26 protein-coding genes are annotated in these 25,855 nt (G+C 57.1%); 14 read left to right on the top strand and 12 right to left on the bottom strand.

Annotated features, from left to right (window positions below; translation table 11 throughout):
* The 4 genes from trpE to trpC are packed head-to-tail and all read left to right on the top strand — an operon-like array spanning position 1 to position 3,954.
* Entirely contained in the window at positions 1–1,563 is a 1,563-nt protein-coding gene (gene trpE, locus PbB2_RS04690; protein ID WP_192576164.1) for an anthranilate synthase component I, read from the top strand.
* Entirely contained in the window at positions 1,560–2,144 is a 585-nt protein-coding gene (locus tag PbB2_RS04695; protein WP_108984128.1) for an anthranilate synthase component II, read from the top strand. Before trpE ends, PbB2_RS04695 begins: the two co-directional genes overlap by 4 nt.
* Complete coding sequence (trpD, locus tag PbB2_RS04700; RefSeq protein ID WP_238164854.1) at positions 2,141–3,166, top strand: anthranilate phosphoribosyltransferase; 1,026 nt, start codon at positions 2,141–2,143, stop codon at positions 3,164–3,166. Before PbB2_RS04695 ends, trpD begins: the two co-directional genes overlap by 4 nt.
* Positions 3,163–3,954 (top strand): indole-3-glycerol phosphate synthase TrpC, encoded by a 792-nt coding sequence (trpC, locus tag PbB2_RS04705; protein ID WP_108984129.1) that lies wholly within the window; start codon positions 3,163–3,165, stop codon positions 3,952–3,954. The genes trpD and trpC overlap by 4 nt, the downstream gene beginning before the upstream one ends.
* Positions 3,955–4,004: 50 nt before the next feature.
* Here the strand turns inward: trpC and PbB2_RS04710 are convergent, their stop codons facing one another.
* Positions 4,005–4,454: a GNAT family N-acetyltransferase gene (locus PbB2_RS04710; RefSeq protein ID WP_238164855.1), complete on the bottom strand. Its 450-nt coding sequence runs from the start codon at positions 4,452–4,454 to the stop codon at positions 4,005–4,007.
* Between the two features lie 80 nt (positions 4,455–4,534).
* Here PbB2_RS04710 and PbB2_RS04715 point away from each other — a divergent pair, with 80 nt between their 5' ends.
* Both PbB2_RS04715 and PbB2_RS04720 read left to right on the top strand, forming a co-directional pair.
* On the top strand, positions 4,535–4,984 hold the full coding sequence (locus PbB2_RS04715; RefSeq protein ID WP_108984131.1) for a MaoC family dehydratase: 450 nt from the start codon (positions 4,535–4,537) through the stop codon (positions 4,982–4,984).
* Between the two features lie 17 nt (positions 4,985–5,001).
* Complete coding sequence (locus PbB2_RS04720) at positions 5,002–5,466, top strand: RidA family protein (RefSeq protein WP_108984308.1); 465 nt, start codon at positions 5,002–5,004, stop codon at positions 5,464–5,466.
* Between the two features lie 72 nt (positions 5,467–5,538).
* Here the strand turns inward: PbB2_RS04720 and PbB2_RS04725 are convergent, their stop codons facing one another.
* Positions 5,539–6,009: a DUF2721 domain-containing protein gene (locus PbB2_RS04725; RefSeq protein ID WP_108984132.1), complete on the bottom strand. Its 471-nt coding sequence runs from the start codon at positions 6,007–6,009 to the stop codon at positions 5,539–5,541.
* A 102-nt stretch (positions 6,010–6,111) separates the two neighbouring features.
* Between PbB2_RS04725 and PbB2_RS04730 the strand changes: the two genes are divergently transcribed.
* From PbB2_RS04730 to PbB2_RS04750, 5 genes are all read left to right on the top strand, one after another.
* Positions 6,112–7,317, top strand: coding sequence for a GNAT family N-acetyltransferase (locus PbB2_RS04730; protein WP_108984133.1), 1,206 nt, complete (start codon positions 6,112–6,114; stop codon positions 7,315–7,317).
* Positions 7,318–7,517: 200 nt separating this feature from the next.
* Positions 7,518–7,703, top strand: a complete 186-nt coding sequence (locus PbB2_RS04735) for a YdeI/OmpD-associated family protein (protein WP_238164856.1) — start codon at positions 7,518–7,520, stop codon at positions 7,701–7,703.
* 89 nt (positions 7,704–7,792) lie between these two features.
* Positions 7,793–8,224, top strand: a complete 432-nt coding sequence (locus PbB2_RS04740; RefSeq protein ID WP_108984135.1) for an HIT family protein — start codon at positions 7,793–7,795, stop codon at positions 8,222–8,224.
* 9 nt (positions 8,225–8,233) lie between these two features.
* Complete coding sequence (locus tag PbB2_RS04745) at positions 8,234–8,941, top strand: hypothetical protein (RefSeq protein WP_108984136.1); 708 nt, start codon at positions 8,234–8,236, stop codon at positions 8,939–8,941.
* Positions 8,942–9,014: 73 nt separating this feature from the next.
* Entirely contained in the window at positions 9,015–9,905 is an 891-nt protein-coding gene (locus PbB2_RS04750) for a hypothetical protein (RefSeq protein ID WP_133245720.1), read from the top strand.
* An 84-nt stretch (positions 9,906–9,989) separates the two neighbouring features.
* On the opposite strand, the gene clpA is transcribed toward PbB2_RS04750, so the two are convergent.
* The 4 genes from clpA to PbB2_RS16005 form a co-directional block, all read right to left on the bottom strand.
* Positions 9,990–12,326 carry an ATP-dependent Clp protease ATP-binding subunit ClpA gene (gene clpA / locus PbB2_RS04755; RefSeq protein WP_108984138.1) on the bottom strand — a complete coding sequence of 779 codons (2,337 nt, stop codon included), beginning with the start codon at positions 12,324–12,326 and terminating at the stop codon, positions 9,990–9,992.
* A gap of 3 nt (positions 12,327–12,329) precedes the next feature.
* Positions 12,330–12,671 carry an ATP-dependent Clp protease adapter ClpS gene (gene clpS / locus PbB2_RS04760; protein WP_108984309.1) on the bottom strand — a complete coding sequence of 114 codons (342 nt, stop codon included), beginning with the start codon at positions 12,669–12,671 and terminating at the stop codon, positions 12,330–12,332.
* 265 nt (positions 12,672–12,936) lie between these two features.
* On the bottom strand, positions 12,937–13,620 hold the full coding sequence (locus PbB2_RS04765; RefSeq protein ID WP_192576165.1) for a phasin family protein: 684 nt from the start codon (positions 13,618–13,620) through the stop codon (positions 12,937–12,939).
* Between the two features lie 392 nt (positions 13,621–14,012).
* Positions 14,013–14,378 (bottom strand): hypothetical protein, encoded by a 366-nt coding sequence (locus PbB2_RS16005; RefSeq protein WP_192576166.1) that lies wholly within the window; start codon positions 14,376–14,378, stop codon positions 14,013–14,015.
* On the opposite strand from PbB2_RS16005, the gene PbB2_RS04775 reads away from it, so the two are divergent.
* Together PbB2_RS04775 and PbB2_RS04780 are read left to right on the top strand one after the other, a co-directional pair.
* On the top strand, positions 14,371–16,173 hold the full coding sequence (locus PbB2_RS04775) for a D-alanyl-D-alanine carboxypeptidase (RefSeq protein WP_192576167.1): 1,803 nt from the start codon (positions 14,371–14,373) through the stop codon (positions 16,171–16,173). The genes PbB2_RS16005 and PbB2_RS04775 overlap by 8 nt on opposite strands.
* A 185-nt stretch (positions 16,174–16,358) precedes the next feature.
* Positions 16,359–17,822 (top strand): M48 family metallopeptidase, encoded by a 1,464-nt coding sequence (locus tag PbB2_RS04780; protein WP_108984142.1) that lies wholly within the window; start codon positions 16,359–16,361, stop codon positions 17,820–17,822.
* A gap of 95 nt (positions 17,823–17,917) precedes the next feature.
* Here the strand turns inward: PbB2_RS04780 and guaA are convergent, their stop codons facing one another.
* The 3 genes from guaA to PbB2_RS04795 form a co-directional block, all read right to left on the bottom strand.
* Positions 17,918–19,480, bottom strand: coding sequence for a glutamine-hydrolyzing GMP synthase (guaA, locus tag PbB2_RS04785; protein ID WP_108984143.1), 1,563 nt, complete (start codon positions 19,478–19,480; stop codon positions 17,918–17,920).
* 72 nt (positions 19,481–19,552) lie between these two features.
* The gene (locus PbB2_RS04790) at positions 19,553–20,098 is read right to left on the bottom strand and encodes an SgcJ/EcaC family oxidoreductase (protein ID WP_192576169.1); all 546 of its coding nucleotides are present in this window, start codon (positions 20,096–20,098) and stop codon (positions 19,553–19,555) included.
* Between the two features lie 27 nt (positions 20,099–20,125).
* Positions 20,126–21,028 carry a helix-turn-helix domain-containing protein gene (locus PbB2_RS04795; protein WP_108984145.1) on the bottom strand — a complete coding sequence of 301 codons (903 nt, stop codon included), beginning with the start codon at positions 21,026–21,028 and terminating at the stop codon, positions 20,126–20,128.
* A 112-nt stretch (positions 21,029–21,140) separates the two neighbouring features.
* Here PbB2_RS04795 and PbB2_RS04800 point away from each other — a divergent pair, with 112 nt between their 5' ends.
* Positions 21,141–22,385 (top strand): FAD-dependent oxidoreductase, encoded by a 1,245-nt coding sequence (locus PbB2_RS04800; protein WP_192576170.1) that lies wholly within the window; start codon positions 21,141–21,143, stop codon positions 22,383–22,385.
* Between the two features lie 50 nt (positions 22,386–22,435).
* On the opposite strand, the gene PbB2_RS04805 is transcribed toward PbB2_RS04800, so the two are convergent.
* Genes PbB2_RS04805 through guaB form a run of 3 tightly spaced genes read right to left on the bottom strand, consistent with a single transcriptional unit; the run spans position 22,436 to position 25,769 of the window.
* Positions 22,436–23,761: an RsmB/NOP family class I SAM-dependent RNA methyltransferase gene (locus PbB2_RS04805; RefSeq protein WP_108984147.1), complete on the bottom strand. Its 1,326-nt coding sequence runs from the start codon at positions 23,759–23,761 to the stop codon at positions 22,436–22,438.
* 11 nt (positions 23,762–23,772) lie between these two features.
* A complete protein-coding gene (locus tag PbB2_RS04810) occupies positions 23,773–24,258 on the bottom strand; it encodes a GNAT family N-acetyltransferase (protein WP_108984148.1) in 486 nt (161 codons plus the stop codon).
* Between the two features lie 2 nt (positions 24,259–24,260).
* The gene (gene guaB / locus PbB2_RS04815) at positions 24,261–25,769 is read right to left on the bottom strand and encodes an IMP dehydrogenase (RefSeq protein WP_108984149.1); all 1,509 of its coding nucleotides are present in this window, start codon (positions 25,767–25,769) and stop codon (positions 24,261–24,263) included.
* Positions 25,770–25,855 lie beyond the last annotated feature (86 nt).

The following is a 25,855-nucleotide window of genomic DNA, read 5'->3' on the forward strand; positions in this document are numbered from 1 at the left end:
ATGCTGGCGGTCGAACCCAGTTTTGAGGCCTTTGCCGCTGCTTATTCACAAGGACGCGGTGTGCCGCTACGTGCCCGCCGCGTCGATGACCTTGAGACCCCCGTTTCAGCGATTGCCAAGCTTGGGGCCAACAAACTTGGCGCTTGCCTGTTTGAAAGTGTTGAAGGCGGCGAAACGCGGGGGCGCTACTCCATCGTCGCCTGTGACCCTGATCTCATTTACCGGGTCGATGGGACTGGTGCCGCCGTCGCACCGATCGATGCGGCTGGCCAGGTTGGGGCCTATCAGCCCTGCGCGGATGAGCCTTTAACCGCCTTGCGTCGCCTGTTGGCCGAGAGCGCATTGGATTTCCCGCCCGACCTCCCCCCTCCGGCTGCAGGGCTGTTCGGCTACCTCGCCTATGAGACGGTGCGGCGGGTGGAGCGCCTGCCGGAAACCCAGCCCGATCCAATTGGGGTGCCAGAGGCGCTGCTGGTGCGGCCACGGCTGGTGATTGTGTTTGATGGGGTCAAACAAGAATTGCTGTTGGTCACCCCAGTCCGTCCTCAGGCCGGATTGTCTGCATCAGCGGCTTATGAACAAGGTCGCGCCCGTCTTGAAGCTGCTTGGGCAATACTCGATGGGCCGACACCTTTGCGCGTGCCCTCGTTTGAAGCCCGCCCCAGCCCATTGGGTGAGGCCACGCCAAACATGAGTCCCGATGAATTCATGGCCAAGGTTGAAACGGCCAAGGACTATATTCGGGCAGGCGACATCTTTCAGGTGGTTCCGAGCCAGCGCTTTTCTGCGCCGTTTTCGGGTTCGGCCATTTCACTCTATCGCTCTTTGCGCCGTACCAATCCCTCGCCCTTCCTGTTTATGCTGCGAATGGATGGGTTTGACATCGTGGGTTCAAGCCCGGAGATCTTGGTACGGCTGCGCGATGGCACGGTTACGATGCGCCCGATTGCAGGCACCAAGCCACGCGGGGCGACCCCAGCGCAAGACGAGGCCTTGGCCGAGGAATTGCTGAACGATCCAAAAGAGCGGGCAGAGCATCTGATGCTGCTTGATCTTGGCCGCAATGATGTGGGCCGGGTGGCACGTTCGAAACCCGGTGGCAATGAGGGACCGGTGGGTGTGGGTCGCGGTGGTGTACGTGTCACCGAAAGCTTCAAGATCGAACGCTATAGCCATGTGATGCACATTGTCTCCAATGTCGAAGGCAGTTTGAAACCGGGCCTTGATGCGCTTGATGCGCTGTTGGCAGGTTTTCCAGCTGGCACGGTATCAGGTGCCCCCAAGGTGCGAGCGATGGAAATCATTGCCGAACTCGAACCCCATGGCCGGGGTGTTTATGCCGGAGGCGTTGGCTATTTCTCAGCAGGCGGCGACATGGATTTATGCATCGCTTTGCGCACCGGTGTGTTGAAAGATGGTGTGCTGCACGCCCAAGCCGGCGCTGGGATTGTGTTGGATTCTGTCCCCATGAGTGAGCATCTTGAGTGCGTCAACAAGGCAAAGGCTCTCCTGCGGGCAGCAGAAGATGCCGGACGCTATGATGATGGGAGCAAATGCCCATGAAAATCCTGCTGATCGATAATTATGACAGCTTCACCTATAATCTTGTCCATTATGTTGAGGAATTGGGTGCCAGCACCGATGTGGTGCGTAATGACCGTTTGAGCGTCGAAGAGGCCATTGCGCGCGCCGGGGATGGCATCATCATATCGCCGGGCCCCTGCACCCCGAATGAAGCCGGCATTTGTCTGGATTTGGTGCGCGCTTTGCCTGACGAAATCCCGCTTTTAGGTGTTTGCTTGGGTCATCAGGCCATTGGCCAAGCCTATGGCGGTACGGTTTTGCGCGCCAAGACCATTATGCATGGCAAGACATCCCGCATTTCCCATGCCGGGACTGGCTTGTTTGAAGGCCTGCCGGAACAATTCGAGGTCACGCGCTATCACTCTTTGTCTGTTGCGCGCGACAGCCTGCCCAATTGCTTGCGGGTTGATGCTTGGACCGCAGATGGTGAAATCATGGGCATGAGCCATGTCGCCAAGCCTGTATTTGGCGTTCAATTTCATCCAGAAAGCATTGCATCTGAGCATGGCCACGCGCTGATCCAGCGCTTTTTGAGGTCGAGCCAGAGGGTCGCGGCGTGAGTGAGGCGATCCAGCCAGCTTTGGCCAGCTTACGCAATGGCATAATACCAGCTCCAGACATGTTGGATGCGGCCTTTAAGGCCATGCTCGATGGGCAGGCTACCCAAGCCCAGATTGGCGCTATTCTGATGGGGCTGGAACGGGTTGAGGTGACACCTGAAATGATCGCCTCAGGGGCGCGGGCCATGCGGGCTGCCATGACACCGGTTCATACCCCCCTTTCCTGCATCGACGTATGTGGCACCGGCGGGGATGGCTCGCATACGCTCAACATTTCCACCGCAGTGTCCTTTGTTCTGGCAGGATGTGGTCACAAGGTCGCCAAGCATGGCAATCGGGCCATGAGTTCGAAATCTGGGGCCGCAGATGTGCTGGAGGCGCTCGGCGTAAAGCTTGACCTCTCCCCCGCCCGTTGCGCCGAGGCGCTGGCTGAGGTGGGCCTTGTCTTCCTGTTTGCCCAATCTCACCACCCAGCCATGCGCCATGTTGGCCCCGCCCGGCGTGAACTTGGTTTTCGCACACTTTTCAATCTTCTAGGGCCCCTGTCTAATCCCGCCGGCGCACAGAGTCAGCTTCTGGGCGTTTTTGCCGATGACAAGCGCCGTCCCATGGCCGAGGCGCTACATGCTTTAGGGTGTCAGAGCGCCTGGGTGGTTCACGGGCATGGCGGGCTCGATGAAATCGCTTTATCGGGGCCAACCCGCGTCACGGCCTTGCGCGCGGGGAGTTTGGAGGATTTTGAGCTCCACCCATCTGATCTGGGCCTGCCCACTGCCCCACTTGAGGCGCTCAAAGGCGGTGATGCGGCACATAATGGCCGGGCCTTGCGCGCTTTGCTGGACGGTGAAACCGGCCCCTATCGCGACGTTGTGCTTCTCAATGCAGCCGCAGCCCTTGTTGCCACAGAATCTGCCTCAGACCTTCAATCCGCCTTGGCGGCCGCAGCCCACAGCCTCGACAGTGGTAAGGCCCGCGACACGCTTGAGGCGCTGATTGCCTTCACCAACCGGACGCCCGCATGAGCGACACTCTGACCCGCATTCTGGCTTATAAGCGCGAGGAAGTCGCCGCCCGTAAGCCACAGCATTCTTTGGCAGATTTGGAAGCTTTGGCTCAAGGCCAAACTGCTCCGCGCGGGTTTACCGCCGCTTTGCGCCAAGCAGCCTTGTCCCGGCCTGCGCTGATTGCCGAGATCAAGAAAGCCAGCCCGTCCAAAGGCCTCATCCGTGCCGATTTTGAGCCAGCCGCTTTGGCCCAAGCCTATGAACAGGGTGGGGCGGCCTGCCTTTCTGTGCTGACTGACGCACCAGGGTTTCAAGGCCATGAAGATTATCTGGTTGCGGCACGGGCCGCGACCACCCTGCCCTGTCTGCGTAAGGATTTCATGATTGATCCGTGGCAGATCGCCGAAAGCCGGGCCTTTGGGGCCGACGCCATTTTGGTGATCATGGCTGCTGTGGATGATGCCTTAGCGGCCGATCTTGTCGCGACCGCTCAACATTATGGCATGGACGCTTTGATCGAGACCCATGATGAGGCGGAAATGGACCGGGCCCTGCGGCTGAATGTTGATCTGGTAGGCGTCAATAATCGCAATCTCAAAACCTTTGTCACGGACCTCTCCACCACCGCACGGCTTGCGCCCAAAGTGCCCGACACCTGCTTGCTCGTGGCCGAAAGCGGGATCAACACTGCTTCTGACATCACCCAGCTGCAAACAATTGGGGCCAAGGCCTTTTTGATCGGCGAAAGCCTGATGCGGCAGGATGATGTCTGTGCAGCAACACGGACAATCTTGGGGATGGAGTGACCGAAGCATTCGGCGAGGATTGCATCACCCCCAGATGAGCAGCGCCCCCCTCACAACCCTTTATAAAACAGGATTTTCGTGGGTTCGCCCGGCGTGACGTCAAGGCCTGCGACCATGTATCCAGCCTTGAGATTGAGGATGGCCATTGCTTGATTGGGTTGTCGGGTTGCGGTCTCAAGCCCGCGAAAGCCTGCCGTTTTGGCCCAAGCATGTTGGGCGTCCATCAAGGCAGCGGCGATGCCTTGGCCACGCACATCGGGGGCAACGCCACCCATCCAGGAGTTGAAGACACCGCGGTTACGTTCATAGCCCAGTTTGAGGCCAATGACCCGCCCCGCTTGATCGACCGCAACATGCGCATTGAGCGCACGGCGTCCCTGCAGCTTTTCAGCAAAATTCGACCAGTCATCGGGCAGAACCACATCAAGAAATGCGGCTAGAACCTCTGCCTGTGCGATACAGCGCGGACCATCCCACTGCTCAATCTGATAGACTTGCATCAATTCAACCCCCGACCTCGACATGGCCTAGCGAGCGCGTTAGACCAACCCCCTAAAATCAACAAATGGGAGCCACACACATGACCAAAACCACAAGTTTCGACAAGCTCGCCGACCTCGCAGGGCAAGAATTGGGCGCTTCGGACTGGCTGTTGATCGACCAAGACCGGGTCAATCTGTTTGCCGACGCCACTGGCGACCATCAGTGGATCCATGTTGATGTGCCACGCGCGACCAAGGAAATGGGTGGGCCAATTGCCCATGGGTTCTTGACGCTGTCCTTGATTCCTTTCCTTGGCAAAGACATTCTCAAGGTCGAAGGTGTCAGCCGCGGGATCAATTATGGCCTGAACAAAGTCCGCTTCACCAATATGGTCAAAGTAGGCTCGAAGGTGCGCGCTGTGCAAAAGCTGTTGAGTGTGGAACCTAAGTCCGGCGGCCTGATGCTGACCAGTGAAATCACCATCGAAATCGACGGCGATCCTCGCCCGGCCTGCGTCGCTGAGACCGTCAGCTTGATATTTGCCTAATCGATAAAGGAGCCATGATGTCTCGCATTGAAGCCCGCCTGAGCGAATTGGGTATTGTCCTGCCCAACCCGCCTGCCCCCGTGGCCAGCTATGTGCCTTTTACAAGAGTGGGCAATCTGATCCATGTTTCAGGCCAGGTATCACGTGGTGCCGACGGCGATCATCTGGGCCGCTTGGGTGGGGGCTTAAGCCTTGAGCAAGGCCAAGCGGCTGCCCGTGTCTGTGGGCTCAACCTGTTGGCACAGCTGAAGGCTGCCTGCGCGGGCGATCTTGATCGTGTGGTTCAGGTGGTCAAGCTCAATGGCTTTGTGAACGTCACCCCGGACTTCAACCCAATCCCGCAGGTCATGAACGGCTGTTCTGACCTGATGGTGGAAGTCCTCGGCGAGGCTGGCAAGCATGCCCGTTCTGCCGTGGGCGTCGCCAATCTGCCCATGGGTTTTGCTGTTGAGGTCGATGGGGTGTTTGAAATCGCATCGTGAGCGTGATGGTCGCCCATGCGCCAAGCTGGGCGATCAAACCTCCTTCCAAAAGGGGTGAGCCGATCTGCGCCCCTAGTGCCGTGGGGCCCTGCTGGCCAAGAGTTCAGCCCGCACGCGAAGGGATTTGCGGGCATAGGAAATCTCCACCAGGAATGACACCAGCCCACCGATCAGCGAGGCCATGGTGGCGATAAACAACAGGGCGACAACGCGCGACAGATCAAGCGCAATCAATTCGACTGAAAACAAGGTGACGATCAACAAGCACACCAACAAGATCGCAAAAGTCGACAGGCTGATGGCATTGTGAATCCACGTCATACGCCGATCCAGCACACGTAATTCTGTAAGATGGCGGGCTCGCTGGTGGCCCGATGAGGCGGGGTCATCCAAGTCTTGCTCAATCGCGCGACCCCGATCAACAACGCGCGCCAAACGCGACGTCAAGACATTGAGCAAAGTGCCAATCCCTGCAATCAGGAACACAGGCGCAATGGACAATTGGATGATCTGGGCTATGTCGTGAGAGGATGCAAGCGGCATACGAACAGATTAGACCGTGATGATCAAAAGGTCGAGGTGGAGCCGATCGCGCGGTGTCAGTGCACGAGAATTGGCGGGTGACAGGATGGGTAAGAGGTTGCAATGACATCTGAAACCTCCAGCGATCAGCCCGAAAAACAATTCAGGATCAAGATTATCCACAGCTTTGGTGATATTGCTCGCGAAGAATGGGATCGCCTTGCCAATCCGCCGGATCAGCCCTTCGACCCATTCCTGACATGGGATTTTCTGGAAGCCTTGGAGGCCAGTGGCTGTGCGACCAGTTTTACCGGTTGGGCCGGTCGCCACCTGATCTGCCAAGACGACAGCGGAGCATATGTTGGCTTGATGCCACTCTGGCTCAAGACCCATTCCCAGGGCGAATATATTTTCGACCACAATTTTGCGGATGCTTGGCAACGCGCAGGCGGACGTTGGTATCCCAAGCTAACCAGCGCGGTCCCCTTCACGCCCGTGCCCGGCCGCAGGTTTTTGGTGCCAAATGGTCCTGACCAACAGATGGTGCGCAATGCCATGATCAATGGCCTCGAGCAGATTGGGGCGGCGAGCGGTTTGGCGACTGTCCAAGTCAATTTTGCCAAAGACGCGGATCTGGCTGCCTTGCAATCTGCACGCTGGCTGCTGCGTGAAGACCGGCAATTCCATTTCTTTAATCAAGGCTATGGCTCATTTGAGGACTTTCTCGGTGAGCTGTCCTCCGATAAGCGCAAAAACCTACGCAAGGAACGCGCGAAGGCCCAAGAGGGTCTTGAGATTGTGCGTTTAAGTGGGCGCGAGATTGAAGAAGTCCATTGGGACCATTTTTTCGCCTGTTATCAGGACACGGGTGCGCGCAAATGGGGTAGACCCTATTTGAACCGCGCTTTCTTTTCGCTGCTGGGCGAACGCCTTGCCGATCATCTGGTCCTGATCCTCGCCCGACAGGATGGTGAATTCATCGCGTCGGCGCTGAATTTTCTCGGATCTGACACGCTTTATGGACGCTGGTGGGGCCGGCTGGCGGATCGGCCCTTCCTGCATTTTGAGCTTTGTTATTATCAGGCCATCGATGAAGCGATTGCCCGAGGGCTCAAACGTGTCGAAGCCGGCGCACAGGGCGGCCATAAGCTGGCTCGCGGCTATGTTCCTGTAACCACCTGGCAGGCAAGCTGGATTGGGGATCCAGGCCTCCGGGCGGCAATTGGCGACTATCTAGCCCATGAAAGTGCTGCCATGGCAGATGATAATGACTGGCTCAACGCCAGAACCCCATTCCGACACGATGTTCGACAGGCGGATGGACAATAGGTCGCAGGGCGCTTTGCCTTCCCAATAGGGCAACCCGTGTTAGCTTACCTCTCAGGTCTGTTCAGGTAAAAGCCCCGCAAAATGCGGTCTTCCTGACGGATTATCCAGCAGAGCTCCGGTGGTCGACGACCTGACTGCCGGTCGACATCTGCCAGAGGAAACGGTGACACGCTATGGGAGTGCTTATTCAGGACTTTGAAATGGCTCTCGCCCGCGATGAGCGCGCGCGGCAAACCTTTACTTGGCTGGCCCCCAGCCATCGCAATGATTTTGTTATCTGGATCGACGCCGCAGTCGCGGCGACTGATCGGCGTAGTCGTATCCGCACTGCGCTTGATATTCTCGCCGGTCGAGATGGCGAGCGGCTGAAAACTGAATCTGCCTAAGGCCAAGCCCAGCAGTCAAGTTGCGACGTGCCTGAGACTTTCAGCATCGGCGGGAATCGCGCAAGGGTGGTCTCAGAAAGGCCACCGCCATGCATTTGTCCGCGCCCTATGACCCCAATAACATCTTTGCCAAAATTCTGCGCGGAGAGATGCCGTGCCTGAAAGTCTATGAAGACGCGGTATGCTTGGCATTTCTCGATATCTTCCCGCAAGCGCCCGGCCACACGTTGGTCATCCCGAAGCATGCCGCAACCAATATCTTGACCCTGCCAACCGAGGCCATCGGGCCCTATATGGCCAGTGTTCAGAAGGTCGCCCACGCGGTTCAAAAGGCATTTCAGGCCGAGGGTCTGACCATCTTCCAATTTAATGGCGCAGCAGGCGGCCAAACTGTCTTTCATTTGCACGTCCACATCATCCCCCGCATGGATGGCGTAAGTCTGAAAGGTCATGGTCAGGCTGGTAAGGCCGATGAGGACAGTCTCAAAACCCATCAAGCCGCCATCATGGCCGCATTTTAGGCCACAGCCATGGCTTACCGGACCATCAATGCCGATCTGGTACTGGTCACGCTCGAGAAGCTACAGCAACGGATTTTGGCCCGCTTTCCGGATGCAGGGCTCGGAAAAGTGTGTGGCGAGTTGCAAAGTCTGGCCCGCGAAGCCAACGGGCGTGTAACCCGTCTGGTGCGGCCGATCATCTGGGTCCGGCTTGGCGTTGGACTGGTGATTCTAGCCGGCTTAATCATGGCTGGGATCGGGCTGCGTGCCCTCAATCTGGAAGCGCATGAAACCGAAATGCTGTCGGTGGTGTCTGGTCTTGAATCAGCCGTCAATCTGATGCTGGTCGTGGGTGCCGGGGTCTATTCACTCACCAGTCTGGAAGCACGCGTCAAACGCCATGATGCCATGACCGGCCTGCATGAGTTGCGCTCCATTATCCATGTCATCGACATGCACCAATTGACCAAAGACCCCGTCATGTTGGGCGGCGCCCGGACCCAAGTCAGCCCAGACCACAAGCTGAGCCCTTTTGAACTGGTGCGTTATCTCGACTATTGTTCTGAAATGCTGTCGCTCTCAGGCAAGCTCGCAGCCTTATATGCCCAAGACTTCAATGATCCCGATGTCATTGATGCGGCCTCAGATATTGAGCAATTGGCCACCAATCTGTCCCAGAAAGTTTGGCAAAAGATCACCATCGTGCAAACCAGCCACGACATTGCGGCCACAGCTTAACTCATGTCCGGTCCCATTTAGGCAATTGTAACGCAGGGTGTGGCATAGTCGTTGGGTGAGTAGGAGTCATCCGATGACAAGCTGGGTCAGCCGTGCCTTAGACGAGATTAGACAACAGGCCGGAACGCATCATTCTGGTAACAGTTCCGGTGTGGCGGCTTTGCGCGCCGCCATGATGCAGGACGGCACCATCCAGCCCTCTGAAGCCGCTGCCCTGATCCAGATTCACAAGACGGGTGCACCACCGGCCGGAGAGGCAGGTTGGGCAGATTTGTTTGTCGAAGCCATGGCAGACTATTTTGCCTTGAGCCGCGAAGTGCCCATTTATCACGCCTCGGAGTTACGCCCTGATTGGGGCCGCGCCATTCATCGGGTCGCCGACGCGCTCATGCTCGATCAATTGGCTGATGCGGCATCAGAGCCAAGCTACCAGGAACGAATGAGCGCCTTGGGCGTGACCGAGGCTGATGCCCAGACCCTGATTGATGCGTTTGAAAATGACGGCGGATCGGTTCTTGATGAAACCGAATTGCGGGTATTGACCAGCCTGTTTGGGCGGGCGGTGACCTATCCCCCCAATTTGCGCCACTATGCTTGGCGGGCAGTTCAGGCCAGCGTGCTCGCCGATAAAACCATCAATGCGTCCGAGCTTAGGCTCTTGACCGCGATTGTGATGGGCCCGGCCAGCTTGTCGGGTGTGGCGGTTGACCGGGCGGAGGCCGACATGCTGGTAGCCCTCGATCACACAGTCCAGGATGCACGCAAGGATCGCGGCTGGCCTGCCTTCTTTGCCCAGAGCATCGCCAATCACCTCTTATATGCCGGGGGCAGCCCGGGGCGGCTTGATCAAGCCGAAACCGCTTGGCTCAACACGCTTTATGCTCGCAATCACACCGCAGGAGTTCAAGCTCTAAAGGAATGGTTGGCCGACCATGCTGATGATGCCGACAACGATCCGCTTTGATCACAGTCAAAGCCCACAGCACCTGAACACCCAGCAAAAAGGCGGCCTACACAAAGTTGGCCGCCCTTTTCATGTCTGAAGTCCTTATTCTGCACCCTCGGCTTCAGGGTGAGCAGCCCCCTTCTTATTGGGCTTAGGTAGAGCTGGCTCAAAGAAGAAGGTGAGATTCTCTGTATCAGCCGCATCGACATCCACGCGAACAAGACCACCCTTCTTCAATTTGCCAAACAGCAATTCGTCTGCCAGCGGCTTCTTGATCTTTTCTTGGATCAGGCGACCCAGTGGCCTTGCCCCCATCGCCGGATCATAGCCACGCACAGCCAACCAGCTGCGGGCGGCATCGGTCAATTCAATCTCCACCTGACGATCTGCCAATTGGGCTTCCAATTGCAGGACAAACTTATCGACCACATTGCCGACAATCTCAGGCGTCAGAGCCTTGAAGTGGATGACCGCATCCAGTCGGTTGCGGAATTCAGGCGTGAACAACCGCTTGATGGCCTCACCTTCCTCATCATCCTTCTTGCCACGACCAAAGCCAATACCGTCCTTGGCGGCATCCGATGCACCAGCATTGGTGGTCATGATCAGCACAACATTGCGGAAATCGACCTTTTTGCCATTAGCGTCGGTCAGAGAGCCGTGATCCATTACCTGCAGCAGAATATTGTACAGATCTGGGTGCGCCTTCTCGATTTCATCGAGCAGCAAGACGCAATGGGGGTGCTGATCAATACCATCGGTCAACAAGCCGCCTTGATCAAAGCCGACATAGCCTGGAGGGGCCCCGATCAGGCGGCTGACAGAGTGACGTTCCATATATTCGGACATGTCAAAGCGCAGCATTTCCACGCCCATCGTATTGGCAAGCTGCTTAGCGGCTTCGGTCTTGCCGACCCCAGTGGGCCCGGCAAACAAATAGGCCCCAATCGGCTTGTTGGGATCACGCAGACCCGCACGCGCCAGTTTGATCGAGGCCGCCAATGCCGTCAGTGCGGTATCTTGGCCAAACACCACCCGACGCAGATCCGCCTCCAGCGTGCGCAAGGCTTCTGTATCAGATTTGGTGACAGACTTGGATGGAATGCGCGCCATCTTGGCAACGACTGCTTCGATCTCTTTGACACCAATGGTCTTTTTGCGCTTGCTTTCAGGCAAAAGCATTTGGCTTGCACCGGTTTCGTCAATCACATCGATGGCTTTATCGGGCAATTTGCGATCGCCAATATATTTGGCTGACAATTCAACAGCTGCCCGAATGGCTTCGGTGGTGAAGCGGACCTTATGATGCTCTTCATAGGCCGATTTCAAACCAATGAGGATTTTCACCGCATCAGGAATGGTCGGCTCCACGACGTCGATCTTCTGGAAGCGGCGCACCAAAGCGCGGTCCTTTTCAAAATGCTGGCGATATTCTTTGTAGGTGGTCGAGCCCATGCAGCGCATCGACCCCGATTGCAGGGCGGGCTTGAGCAGATTGGACGCATCCATCGCCCCGCCACTGGTGGCCCCTGCCCCGATCACCGTGTGGATTTCATCGATGAACAAAATGGCATTGGGATGGGCTTCCAATTCCTTCACCACTTGCTTCAAACGCTCTTCAAAATCACCCCGATACCGCGTACCGGCCAGAAGCGCGCCCATATCCAGCGAGAAGATGGTGGCTTCGGCCAGAATATCGGGCACGTCGCCTTCCACAATCCGACGCGCCAGACCCTCCGCAATGGCGGTTTTGCCAACGCCGGGATCACCGACCAATAGCGGATTATTCTTCTGCCGACGGCACAGGATTTGAATAGCACGATCAACTTCATCAGCCCGGCCGATCAGCGGATCTACCCGCCCCTTGCGCGACTTCTCATTGAGGTCCACGCAATAGGTCGCCAAGGCCTCACCAGAGCTAGGCTTTTCCTTTGAACTGACAGTCTCCTCTTGGCGCTCTTCTGAAGCCCCTTTAACGCGCTTCTGCTCAGTCATGCCGGGGCGTTTGGCCACACCATGCGAGATGAAATTGACCGCATCATAGCGGGTCATGTCCTGTTCCTGCAGGAAGTAAGCGGCATGGCTTTCCCGTTCGGAGAACAAAGCCACCAGCACATTGGCCCCGGTCACTTCCGTGCGGCCAGAGCTTTCAACATGGATCACGGCACGCTGGATGACGCGTTGGAAGCCCGCGGTGGGCCGCGCCTCGCTTTCACCCGACACGATCAGATTCTTAAGTTCGCCTTCGATATAGCCCAGCAAATCGGCTTTCAGGCGGTCGAGGTCGACATTGCAGGCTTTCAACACATGGGCTGCATCCTCATCCTCGATCAGGGCGACCAACAGATGTTCAAGCGTTGCATATTCGTGCTTGTGCTCATTGGCAAAAGCGATGGCACGGTGGAGAGACTGTTCTAGGCCGCGTGAGAATGAGGGCACGTTCTACTCCTTTTCCATGGTACATTGCAGGGGATGCTGATTGCGCCGGGCAAGATCCATGACCTGCGCGACCTTGGTTTCGGCTACTTCGTAAGAATATACTCCACACACACCCACGCCCGATTGATGGACGTGCAACATGATACGTGTCGCGCTTTCTCGCGACTTGTTGAAGAAACGCTCCAACACATAGACCACAAACTCCATCGGCGTGTAGTCATCATTCAATACCAGCACCCGATAGAGCGATGGCTTCTTCGTCTTCGGCTTGGCGCGTGCGACAACCGCAGTACTGCGGCCACCACCAGGTGTGTTGCCATCGGTACCAAAGCCGTCATCGTCCATATCGTCACCGCGTTCGTCGCTCATCTGATCAACCGTCTCATGACGTCTGCCTCGGCAGACACTGTGCTTGGGCTTCTGAAAGAAACTCAATCGTTGACTATAGATAAGTGCTTTGCCGAATTCTGGAAGCCTATTTCGTGTGCAAGGGCTGGATAAGTTCGCAGCAACCCCGCCCCCATGACATATAGCGCAAAAAAGGGTCCGAGGCAGGCTCGGACCCTTTTAAGTCGGTCAATTCTACTCAATAACCGCTGAGCGGGCAGGCTTAGCGGGCAGACTGGATGGATGACCACAGCGCACTAGCCCGTTCGCTGATCGGCTTGGCCGACTCTTTGGTCGCAGCCAGCAACACATCCGACACTTTGGTGAATTCGGCAAAATAGGTTGCCACGGCATTCTTGGTGTAATCAGCCTGAATTTCGACAGCTTCTTGCAGCGACTTCACACTACCAAGGCTCTTGGCAACTTCAGTGGCTTGAGCTGCGGAAGCCTGCACATAAGCAAGGCTGATTTCAGATGCCTGCTTAACCCCTTCTGCTGCGATCTTAGCCGAAGACGTCAGGGCTTCAACATTGGCCTTACTATGGCTGTAGGCATCGCCAAAAGCTGTTTGCAACTTTTCATAGCCGGCTTGGAAGGCTTCAGTGGTGGGGGCAAATACGGTCTCGAAAGAAGTGGACTTGCTGGTCATGGGGGCTTTCTCCTGATGTTCGGCTCTCGGCCGGGAATCGGGTGTGGTTTCCAAGGAAGAGGGATTGGGAGCGTCCTTTAGGCCGCGTTCAGCAAGAGCCTGAAGGACAGGCCGCTCGGCGGGTGCGTCTGCGCCATGATCGGCCTGCGCGGGAGACAAAGACAAAGATGACCCCGCCACCTTTGAGGCTGGGCTTCGTGCAGACGTTGCCCGGCGTGGCTTTGGCGCAGACTTGGCCGTCACTTTTTTGGTCGCCATCATATTTCTCCGCGATCTTGTCAGAGCCAACAGGCGTTGCCGACCAGTGGCTCCAATTCATTTCGCAGTTGCAGCATGCACCTTCGCACTTGCAGCGTCAAGCGATTCCGAAGCCTCAATCCGCGACAAATGTGCCCGCATTGGGTCATGGTGGCTTTTTTCCCTGCCGCAAAGCCTGTTGGATGAGACCCGGTTTTGTCCCTGCTTGACGCGGCCTCTGCTGGACGACCTGACGGTTTCGTGTGGGGGAGTTCGATTGACAGCGCCAGAAAGTGTGATCACAAATTAACCGCGCCTGCGTAAACCATGTTCAAAACAGTGGTTGGGCTGCGCCTTGCGGCTCCGGCGTCCGGTCGGCCCGTCGCGTTAAGCCTAAGTAAACCATAAGCTTCTTAGGCTGATCGAAAGTTCTCGGAGACCAACATGGCAAGTCGCTCGTTTTCATTCAGACTGATCGGCGTCTCGATGATGATGGTGATGGCCTGGATGACGACAGCACCGGCTCCTGTTGAAGCAGCTTCAGGATCTCGGACTGAAGCCAAAACAAAAGCAGCAAAATCCAAGACAGCTAAGGCGACAAAGTCGCGCGCGTCGAACGCGAAAGCAACCCGCACCCAATCTGCACGCACCAAATCAACCAAAGCCCGTGGCAACCGCGCTGAGGCCACGCGGGCTTCGGCGTCCCGGGCCAAAGGTGCACGGACAAACAGCAGAAATCGTGAGACCACCCGCACAGCCGCCGCAAGTCGAGTGCCCACCTCTGTGGCTCAAACTCCGGCGCGGCAAGTTGCCCCCAGCACAAACACGCGCTTTGCCCAGATTGTGGTGGATGCCGATACCCAAGAAGTGATTTACGAGGAAAATGCCCGCGCATTGCGTCGGCCTGCTTCCATCACCAAAGTGATGACACTTTATTTGCTGTTCGACGCTTTGGAAAAGGGTCAGGTGAGCTGGAACGATCGGATTGTGTTTTCCAGCTATGCAAGCCGTCAAGCCCCGACCAAGCTGGGCATTGCTCCAGGCAACTCAATCTCGATGCAAACGGCAGTTGAAGCGCTGGTTGTTCGCTCGGCCAATGACGTGGCTGCTGCAGTGGCTGAGACTTTGGGTGGCAGTGAAGCGAATTTTGCCAGCATGATGACGGCCAAGGCGCGTGAATTGGGGATGGAGAACACCACGTTCGGCAATGCGTCGGGACTGCCCCACCCAATCCAATTCACCACAGCAGAAGATCTCGCCCGGTTAGCCATCGCCATCCGGCGGGATTTTCCCGACCAGTATCATTGGTTCTCAACACCCCAAATGGTGTTCAACGGCCAAGTCACCCGCAACCACAACCATTTGATGGGCCGTATGGAGGGCATGGACGGCCTCAAGACCGGCTTCACCCGCGATTCTGGCTTCAATCTGGCAGCGACCACAGAGCGCAATGGTCGGCGCGTGGTAACGGTCGTTCTGGGCGGCAAAACCCGCTTTTCCCGTGACGACTTTGTCGAAATGCTGACTGAGTCGGCGTTCCGAGATTTGCAAGCAGCCCCGCAGGGCTTTGCAAACTTGGATGCCCCTGCCCCATTTGTTTTGACAGATGCCCGAGACCGGGCGGATGCCGAAGCCCTCGTCGCCCAAACGGCCTCATTGGTGCAGGCCAGCATTCCGCATGGCGAGCGTAAAGGTCAATTGGCCTTGGTTCGTACCGAGCGTACGCGCGGCTTTGACAAAGGCAAGCCCAGCATCTTGTTGGCAGACATGAACACCTCAGCTGGTCGGGCCGTCCTGTTTGACAGCCAATCCAACCAAAGCAATGCAAGCGACCGCACCGACGAGAATGAGGATGTTGCCGAGGCAACAGGCACACAACTTCCTGCCGCCCAGCTCGCTCAATTGCCGCAAGCCCCATTGCAAGAAGGAAGTCCTGCTGCGGCGACACCAAACCGGATCGCCGCACTTGGGCTGCGGTCAGTACAAGTCAGCTACAGCACAAATCTCGCCCCGCAGCCAAGCGAGGCTGGTTCGAGCACGCGACCTGTCATGGACTTTGCGGTCATGCCCATCCGCGATGCAGGTGAGGTCACACAGGATTCCCCCCCCGCCCCGGCACCGATGGTAGCCGTGGCTGCGGTAGCGGAAGAACAAATCCGCTTACAGGAGGCCCGCGCCCTCGCAGTCCGTCAAGCCAATGAGCGCCGAGAAGCCGACCGCGCTGCGGAAGCTCGCGCGAAGGCCGTTGCTGATCGGGAAGAAGCACGCCGTCAACAAGCCGCCCGTGCGGTGGCCGCCCGCCGAGAGAATGATCGTCAATTGATCGCTGGACGGGCACGCGGGGATGCCATTGTGCAAGTTGGTGCTTTCCGCAGCCAAAAGGACGCCAAAGCGGCTCTGGCCCAGTTTTCACGCCATTTCCCGTCGTTTGCCAGCCGCGAAGTATCGAGTGTCAAGCGGGCCGACGGGGTCTGGTATCGTGCCCGTTTCTCAGGCTTGGGTTCCAGTGTTGCCCGTGAGGCTTGCCGCATCGTTTCTGGCCGAGGCGGCACCTGTCAAATCGTGGCAGACTAACGCTGCATCTCACCGCATCCGCAAACCACGCACGAACAGGTTTGCTGCAGGGCAAGGCTGCGCGCCTGGCCATCTCAAGCCTTTTTCTGACGAAGGAACCCATCAGAGGCATTGCAATAAATTAAAGTCACCATAGGCTAGCCCAAAGTTTTGAGGGGGCCAATTTGAATAATCGTTTTTTGAACATGGCAAAGGCCGTGGCATTGGTTACACTGATCCCAATTGCTGCGCTGTGCATTTCTAACCTGGTTTCGCAATCCTATCAGGGAGATTTCATTGCGAGCATGATGGATTATGCGCGCGAGAATAATCTATCTGTCCAAACCGATAGGATTCCTGATTATCGCGATCTTTGTGCCACGCATAATCCTGAAGACGCCGAGCTTTGTGCACCAGCACGCCAGCTTGAGATTTTCGAATTCGGTGCTCTGGTCAGCCTCGCGGTGGGGCTTGGGCTTTTTGGGCTCTTGGCCTTGGCGCGCCTCTATGCGGGACACAACCGACAAAGGCTGGCTTTTGTTCTGCCGCCTCTAACACGTGTCATGGTGCTTGGACTTTCTTTGTCGATCATCCTGCAAGGGGCTGTGGCGGTATTTGGCATTTATATCGCCGAAACTGTTTTTATTGGACGGGTCCATTTTGTGGTGCTGGCGGGGATTGCGTTTGCTGCTGTGATCGGCGGCGTCAACCTTGTTGAAGCATCCTTCAAAGCCATGCAGACATTGAATTTGGCGATCCAAGGCGTGGTGATAGATGATGCCACAGGCCCTGATTTGATCGCACTTGTGCATGAGGTTGCCGATGAAGTAGGAGCCCGTCGCCCTGACAATATTGTTGTTGGGCTGGAGCCAAGCTTTTTTGTGACGGGGGCTGAGGTCACGGTCTATCCAGCGGCTGAGGATCTGACGGGGTCTACACTCTATTTGCCCGTACCCTTTCTTCGTATCTTGTCACAGGATGAATTGCGCGCAGTGATTGGCCATGAAATGGGCCACTTCATTGGGGAAGATACTGAATACTCGCTGAAATTCTATCCAGCCTATGCCCGGCTTGATACAGCCATGCACGCCTTAATCGATGAACATGGGCGGATCGACTATGTGAAGGTCCCGACCCTCTCATTTCTCCAACTCTTGCATGATGAGTTTTCGGTCGTCGAGCGCAAAATTGGACGCGAGCGCGAAATAAGTGCTGATCAAATTGGTGCCAAAGTCAGCAACGCAAAGGCCTTGGCAACCTCGCTTCTCAAATTCAGCTTATTTGCAGATGCGTGGGCGACTTTGCGCGCCGAAAACGTTGACCGTCTTAATCAAGGTGAGTTTCTGACAGACTTAAATGCTGAATATGTCGACGTTTGCCAGAAAGCATTCAAGGAAATGGATTTCGCAGAGCGCAAGAACGATCTTCTGGCGTTTGAGATGGCCCATCCCAACGACACCCACCCGACCTTGCGTGAGCGACTGTCAGCCTTGGGCATCGATAGCGGCATCTTTCATAAAGAAGATATGGCGCTGGCAAACAATCCGCTGACCGGCCTTCTGACCGCCTATGACAAGATCGCGGTCCAACTCACCAAAGCAGAGCACCGCAAGATGATCGGACAAGGCTTTGCCGACCCACCTTCCTATGCTGCTTTGCGTGATGATTGAGCTGTTGGCATCAAGAGCAAGCATTTGGGCGTTTTACCGCCCAAGTGCTTCGTTCTCCGCGTTAGAATAACCGTTGATGGGCCTTGCCTGCCACGTCATTCCCACTCAATCGTCCCCGGGGGTTTTGACGTGATATCATAAACAACCCGGTTGATGCCCTTGACCTCATTGACAATGCGGGTTGCGACCCGCCCCAAGAAGGCCATGTCGAAGGCAAAGAAGTCAGCCGTCATTCCGTCGGTAGAAGTCACAGCCCGCAGGGCGCAGACATGGTCATAGGTGCGGTAGTCGCCCATCACGCCAACGGTCTTGACGGGCAACAGGACCGCAAACGCCTGCCAAATGGTGTCATAGAGGCCATTGGCGCGCAATTCCTCCAGATAAATGGCATCGGCCTTGCGCAGGATATCGGCCTTCTCGCGGGTGATTTCGCCGGGGATGCGAATAGCAAGCCCTGGTCCTGGAAACGGATGTCGACCGACAAAAGCATCATTGAGGCCAAGTTCACGGCCCAAGGCCCGCACTTCATCCTTGAACAGCTCGCGCAGCGGCTCAACCAGTTTCAGATTCATCCGCTCAGGCAGCCCCCCGACATTATGGTGGCTCTTGATCGTCACCGATGGGCCACCATCAAATGAGACACTTTCGATCACATCGGGATAAAGCGTGCCTTGGGCCAGGAAGCTGGCCCCGCCGACCAAACGGGCCTCTTCCTCAAACACATCGATGAACAGCTTGCCAATCGTCTTACGCTTGACCTCAGGATCACTGACCCCGGCCAAAGCCGTCAAAAACCGCTCGCTCTCATCAGCATGGATCAGCGGGATATTGTAGTGGTCACGGAACAGCGACACGACTTGCTCGCTTTCCCCTGCCCGCATCAGGCCATGGTCGACATAGACGCACGTCAATTGATCGCCGATGGCTTCATGGATCAAGACTGCGGCCACCGAGGAATCGACGCCGCCAGACAGTCCACAAATCACCTTGCCATCACCAACTTGGGCGCGAATGCGGGCTATGGCTTCCTCGCGGAAGGCCGCCATGGTCCAATCTCCGCGCAGACCGGCAATTTTGCGGACAAAATTATGAATGAGCTTTGCCCCGTCAGGCGTGTGCACCACTTCGGGGTGGAACATCACACTGAAAAAGCGCCGTGCTTCGTCGGTGGCAACCGCAAAGGGAGCGTTTTCGCTTGTGGCCTTCACGCTAAAGCCGTCTGGCAATTGGGTCACCCGATCGCCATGGCTCATCCAAACCGGATAGCGTCCACCCAAGTCCCAGATGCCCTCAAACAGCGCACTGGGTGATTTGATTTCAACATCGGCACGCCCAAACTCAGCCGCATGCCCGCTTTCAACCACACCACCCAATTGCACCGCCATGGTCTGCTGGCCATAGCAAATGGCAAGAACCGGAACGCCTAACTCGAATACGGCTTGGGGTGCCCGTGGTGAGCCTGAATCGCATACGCTGGCAGGCCCGCCTGAGAGAATGATCGCTTTGGGATCAAATCCGTTGTCGAGCACGGCTTGGGCGCGATTATAGGGATGGACTTCGCAATAGACCCCTGCTTCCCGCACACGCCGGGCGATCAATTGGGTGACTTGCGAGCCAAAATCGATGATGAGGATGTGTTCGTGGCTAGGCTCTGTCATCGGCCCGCTTTAGCCTTATGCGCGCGGCGGCGAAAGCCCCGAACACCCAATCCCCGCAGTATACCGGCGCTTTTAGTTACCATCGTGACCGACAAAGGCCGCCCCGCGGATGGGATCAAAGCGGGCCGCCTGCGCATCCACATCAATATTCGCTCCATGGGCAATCTTCCACCCCTCCGCCAACTTCACATAGACCAGGGTCATGCGGCTCTCATGCGGAGGTGCAATGTCACCGCTGGGGGTCTTGAAAGCATCCATATGCCAATGGACCACGGCCACTGCGATGTTGGAGGCCAGTGGCGTGAGGGATTCAATGGCCAGCAATTTCTGCTGCACACCTTTGAACATGATGTCGAAATAGGTGCGATGCGCCCGGTCAACCTCCTCAAAGCCACGCCAATGCATGGCCTTCACATTCACCCAATGCACATGAGGGGCATAGAGCCTGCCCATCGCATCGAGATCGCTGATATTCCAAACGCGCTCATATTCCTGGATGGCCGCCCGGATCGCAGCCTCATCTTCCTCTGCCAGTCCAATTGGATTTGCCCGTGCCTGCCCGGTCATCATCAGTCCTCCCACAGCGCCAGCCAGCGCCAATACATGCCGTCTCAACATCATGTGCCTCCTTGATGTCGCACATGTTTAGCGGGGGAAAGTGCTGCCATACTTGAACAAATCGGACATATTGGGACCAATCGCAGAAACAGTCGTGATTGCTTCAAGTCGCGTGGCAAAACGCTCTGGGGTCATGCCGCACAAGGCATGCGCCTCGCGCGATAAATGGGCCTCATCGGCATAGCCAGCCGCTGCGGCAATCTGGGCCCATGTCATGAGGGGATTGGCGGTCCTTCGACTTAAGGCGGCATCAAAGCGCGTCAGTCTGGCATAAAATTTCGGTGTCACCCCGACGTCGCGCAAAAATCGTCGTTGCAAGTGGCGCGCACTGAAACCGGCCCGATCTGCCAGGTGGGCAACACTGACCCCGCCTGCTGCTTTAGCAAGCAGGCGGGCGATATGGTCCATCTCATCATAGGCCCGCGCACCTGCCAGACAGGCTTCAAGCCAGCTTTGAGCGATCAATACACGCTCGTCAAAACCTTGGGCCTGTGCGAGGGCTTTGGCCAGACTGGCGGTCTGGCGCGGCAGGACATCGTCAAGGCTGAGGCCTTGGTCAACCAATTCGGTCATGGGCAGGCCAAACAGGCGCGCAAGACCGGTTGGCTGGAAGCGGATGGTGAAGGTTTCAATCTGGCCGACAAAGCCTAAATCCTTGCCAGGAACACTTGTGACCCCAACGACAACGCTGGTCGGGGTGGGACTAAAGGCGGCACCATTTTCGCGGACCCGATAGGGCTCCTGAAAGTAAAATTCGATGAATTGATCGGGACGGGCATTGAGGCTGCGTATGATTTGAAGGCTCTGAAAGTCGGCCCGTCGTTCGCCAAATGAGGTCACAATCGAGGCCAAGGCCCGATGTGGTTTGGCCTGGCGGATCTGGATGGCGGGGACCGCTCGGGGAAGGTCGTGGCGATCCTCAGCACGCATGAAAAGCCCCTTCCGAGTGAGCCTAACTTGTCGCACATCTACACCCTTGGTCAAGCAAGCGGCTTGGACTAGGCTGTTCCGGTGTGCGGGGGCGTCCGCAAAGGAGGCAAAATTGGCCAGAATTGCAATTGCTGGATGCGGGATTGGCGGTCTGGCTTGCGCGATTTTCCTCCATGAGCAGGGTCATCATGTCTGTTTGGTTGAGCGATTTGCCACGCCAAGCCCATTGGGTTCAGGCCTATTGCTACAACCAACGGGGCAAGCTGTTTTAGCTCGATTGGGTCTTCTTGCCCCGGTACAAGCCGCTGGGGCGCGCATCGATCGCCTCTTTGGCAGTGTAGCTCACAGCAATAGGACGATTTTTGACCTGGGCTATGACCAATTGGGGCGTGGACGCTATGGGATTGGCGTGCACCGTGCCAGCCTGTTTCAGGCGCTGTGGAAACGGGTTCAAGACCTGTCGATTGAGGTCAAAGCCGATACTCATATTTGTGGCCGCGCGCATGTTGGAACTCAGCAGTTTCTGGTGACACAAACTCAAGAAAGGCTTGGCCCGTTTGAGCTCGTGATTGATGCGAGTGGAAGTCATTCCGATTTAGCGATAAGTGCAGGTGCGCCAATGCCGAAGCCCTTCCGTTATGGCGCGGTTTGGGCAAGCCCGATCAATACCACGGCGATTACCAACACCCTGACCCAACGCTATGTTAAAGCCCATACGATGATAGGCATCCTGCCAATTGGTCAGATTCCCGGCGATCTGCGGCCACATATTGCCTTCTTCTGGAGCCTGAAGCCCGAAGATCACGCGGCCTGGGTTGCAAACTTTGAAGGTTGGAAGCGGCATGTCGCGGACCTCTGGCCCGAGATTGCCGATGTGCTTGCTCAATTCCACCAAGCCAGCGACCTAACATTGGCCCGTTATGGTCAACGCACCCTTGCGCGCCCCTTCTGTGAAGGGATGGTCCACATTGGTGATGCAGCCCATCAGACCAGCCCGCAATTGGGGCAAGGGGCGAATTCGGCTTTGCTGGACGCTGCCATTCTGGCAGATTGCATTGCCTGTTATGGAATAGAAGATGCAGGCGCGAAGTTCGGCCGGGCACGGGCTAACCCGATCCGATTCTACCAAGCCGCAAGCTGGCTCCTGACCCCGTTTTTCCAGTCAGATAGCGACCTATTGGCCCATTTGCGTGATGCTCTGTTTCAACCCCTCGCAGCCATCCCATTTTTTCGCAGTGAAATGGCGCGAACTCTTGGCGGGCTCAAAACAGGCCTTCTCCGCTCAGCCACGCCCGACCGCCTCGCCCATCTTGCGGTCCAAGATGGGCGGCCTTTACCTCAAACGCGCAGCCCGTAAAGCCGTCCATTATTGCGCAAAGACCACGGGTCAAGACCGAGCAGGTTTTGTTACGCGCGCCGTTCCAAAACGCAGAAGAAGAAGCCGTCTGTGCCCGTCGCCAACGGCGTCATCTGCAAGCCCGGGCCTGCCTTGTGGCAATGGGGCAGCATGGCAGACAATCCAGCCTCGCCTGCCAGCTGGCGTGGGTTGAGCGCCTCAAAGCCCGGTTCTTGGGCAAGAAACCGCGCCACGCTATCCTCATTTTCTTCAGGCAGGACCGAACAGGTCACATAGACAAGTCGGCCGCCCGGTCGCACCAATGGCGCACCCAAGGCCAAGGCTTGAGCTTGCTCGACTTGGCGCTTGTCCAGCACGGCCGGCCGCAAGCGCCATTTGGAATCAGGGGCACGCCGCCATGTTCCAGAGCCCGAACAGGGCGCATCAACGAAGACCAGATCCATTTGACCAATCAGGTCGGATAAGACGTCCTGATCACGCCGGGGTGTGCGTACCTGACAATTGCGCACACCTGCCCGTTCGATCCGTTCATGGCTGTTGGCCAGACGACGGCTGTCGACATCATAGGCATAAAGCTGACCTTTGTTCTCCATGAGGGCGGCAAGTGCCAACGTCTTTCCCCCGCCTCCGGCGCAGACATCAGCTACCTGCATTCCCGGCCTTACCCCGGCCAAAAGCGCGGTTAATTGGCTTCCCTCATCTTGGACTTCAAAGCCGCCCTTCACGAAGGATTCTTCCTTGGCCCAAGGAAAGCTGCGGCCTTGTGACCAGGGAATCCGGATACCATCGGGCGACCAGGGTGTGAGAAAAGCCGCGGGACTGCCATCAGGGCGTGGCTTTAGCTGAGTGGATGCCAAAAGTGCATCCAAAACGCTGGGACGTTGGGCCTTGAGGCGATTGACGCGCAGGTCTATGGGCGCGGGTGCGGCCATGGCAGCCCCCTCCTCGGCACGCGCAGCCCCAAAAATTCGCGCCATGCTGGCATCAAGCCAGGCTGGATAATCACCGCGTACAGCCTCTGTCGCTGAGGCCAGATTATCGCCAGCCAGAGCGGTGCGTTCGGCCTCGGTCAAGGGCGCATAGGCGTGGGTCTCTTCATAGGCATGTTGTTCGAGGCTGGTTGCATCGACCCCAAAACCCCAACGCAAGGCCCCCAGAACCCAGGCGCGCGGATCATCCATCCCCATGCGATGGGCACTTGAGGCCTTCCAGCGCAAGGCCCCAAACACCAGATCGCCAATATGGGCACGATCACCTGAGCCAGCAAATCGGTGGCTTAGCCCCCAATCCTTCAGCACATCCGCCGGGGGGCGCTTGCGCGCTTCCACCTCTGAAAGGATGTTGATCGCTGCTTGGGCACGGGCTCCAGAACGCATAATTTACTCTTTCATTGACCGTGCAGAGACCGTGCCAGATAGGTCACGGTCTTTCCATTCGGCAAAAGCGCCTGGCCGACAGGCATAAAGCCTAGGGCGGCATGAAATTGATCCGACCCAGGATTGGGAGGGTCGGCATTGACCTCACACACGATCTGGCTCAACCCATCCTGACGGGCATGGGCAAAAAGTGCTTCATAGAGGCTTCGGGCCAAGCCTTGCCCGCGGGCAGACTTGGCCACGACAATCCTGTCCACATAGGCAAAGTCAGCCATCCGGGCTTCAAACCATTTGAAATTCGGACTTTCATAGGCCGCCCCGGCCACAAAACTGATCAAAAACGCCTGCTGTGGCGGCACCACCAAGGCCCGATAGGATTGCGCGACCATGGCAGTCAGACGATCAGGATCAAGCGGGCCTGTCTCAACCTGGTGCGCATTGCCAAGGTCGATCACCCAACCATGATCGGCTGGCATCAGCGCGGCAATGGTCGCCATGCTTAGCCCCCGACAGGATAATTGGGGGCTTCTCGGGTGATGGTCACATCATGGACATGGCTTTCGCGCAGGCCCGCACTGGTCAGCTTCACAAAGCGGGCTTTGGTCTGGAAGTCACCAATTGTCGCTGCCCCGGTATAGCCCATGGCGGCGCGCAGCCCACCAACCAATTGATGCAGGATGGGTGCAACCGAGCCTTTATAGGGCACTTGGCCTTCAATCCCTTCAGGCACCAGTTTCAAGGCATCGCTGACGTCTTTTTGGAAATAGCGGTCGGCAGAACCGCGCGACATCGCCCCCAAGGAACCCATGCCCCGGTAGGATTTGTAAGAACGACCCTGATAGAGGAAGACCTCCCCTGGGGCCTCGTCGGTGCCAGCAAACAAGCTGCCCAGCATGGCTACATTGGCCCCTGCGGCGATGGCCTTGGCCAGATCGCCGGAAAACTTGATGCCACCGTCGGCAATCACAGGCGTACCGCTGGCATGGGCCGCATCAACACAATCCATAATCGCCGTCAATTGCGGAACACCAACACCAGCCACAATGCGGGTCGTACAGATCGAGCCTGGACCGATACCCACTTTGATCGCATCGGCACCTGCATCAATCAGAGCGCGGGTTGCATCCCCGGTTGCCACATTGCCGGCAATGACTTGAACCCGGTTCGACAAACGCTTCACCCGCTCCACCGCTTCAAGCACCGAGCGGGAATGTCCGTGCGCTGTGTCGACGACAATCACATCACAGCCCGCATCAAGTAAAAACTCTGAGCGTTCAAACCCTGCATCGCCCACCGTGGTGGCAGCACCGACACGCAAACGGCCTTGCTCGTCCTTGCAGGCATTGGGAAAGGCTTGGGCCTTCTCCATATCCTTGACGGTGACCAAGCCGACACAACGCTCATCCTCATCGACCACGATCAGGCGCTCAACCCGATGGCGATGGAGCAATTGGCGCGCGGTGTCTTTGTCGGTTCCTTCCCGCACGGTGTGCAGGTTTTCCCGCGTCATGACTTCATAGACTTTATCGCTGTCATTGGCGAAGCGCACATCGCGATTGGTGACAATACCGACCAGACGGCCAGGCTTGCCATCATCCCCCCGCTCCACCACTGGGAAGCCCGATACACCGCGAGCCGCCTTGATGGCCTTGATCTCGCCCACCGAGATATCCGGGAAGACGGTGATCGGGTTGATCACCATGCCGCTTTCAAACCGTTTGACTTGGCGGACTTGTTCGGCCTGTTCTTCATTGGACAGATTGCGGTGGATAACCCCAAGCCCACCGGCTTGCGCCATGGCGATGGCCAAACGGGCCTCTGTGACCGTATCCATGGCAGACGAAATCAGAGGAATATTGAGGGCGATGTCACGGGTCAGCTGTGTGCGGACATCGACCTGACCGGGCATAACCTCAGAAGCACCCGGTTCGAGCAGCACATCATCAAAGGTGACGGCATCGCGAATCGGCGGGGCGAGGCGGGGAGATTTAGCAATTGGGTTGGACATGGCGGCTGATAGAGTATGCCTGCCCGATCTGTCAACGTTGTTTCTGTTGCCGTCTAAGGCAAAAGCCCGCCGCGCAGACCCTGCAC

The organism is Candidatus Phycosocius bacilliformis (assembly GCF_003112735.1).
Taxonomy (GTDB): domain Bacteria; phylum Pseudomonadota; class Alphaproteobacteria; order Caulobacterales; family Aquidulcibacteraceae; genus Aquidulcibacter; species Aquidulcibacter bacilliformis.